Genomic DNA, 505 nt, shown 5'->3' with positions numbered 1-505 from the left:
TGTTCTGGTCTAATCCCATCGGACACTTAATTTTGAGACAATAACGTCAATAGATTAAGGAAATGATATGAGCCTGAAAAAATCCCATAAAAGCTATCCTCAAGATTTTAAGGATGAGGCTGTCTTGATGGTGACTGAGCAAGGTTACAGTGTTGCGGAAGCGGCTAAGTCACTTGGCGTCGGTACTAGCCTTCTTTACAAGTGGAAAGAGAAGTTTGAAGCCCAGCGCCAAGGTATTAGTTTAGAAGAGTCTGAGCGGGATGAGCTTAAGCGATTGCGTAAAGAAAACAAAGAATTACGCATGGAAAAAGAAATCTTAAAAAAGGCCAGCGCCTTCTTTGCAAAAGAAATGAAGTAAAATTTAATTTCATTAAAAAACAGTCTGGCCAGTTCCCTGTGGCCTTACTCTGCCGTGTTTTGGGTGTAAGCAAGTCCGGTTATTATGATTGGCTTAAGCGCCCTGCAACAGTCATAAGCTTGGATACGTTGAAGTTATATCGACGTA

1 pseudogene is annotated in these 505 nt (G+C 41.2%); it reads left to right on the top strand.

Features of this window, described 5'->3' with window-relative positions:
- Window positions 1–67: 67 nt before the first annotated feature.
- A pseudogene (locus Q4519_RS21690) lies at window positions 68–505 on the top strand (transposase); the annotation flags it as partial.

It is taken from the genome of Motilimonas sp. 1_MG-2023 (genome assembly GCF_030547455.1).
Classification (GTDB): Bacteria; Pseudomonadota; Gammaproteobacteria; order Enterobacterales; family CBDFNC01; genus Motilimonas.
This window is presented reverse-complemented; position numbering and strand designations above follow the sequence as displayed.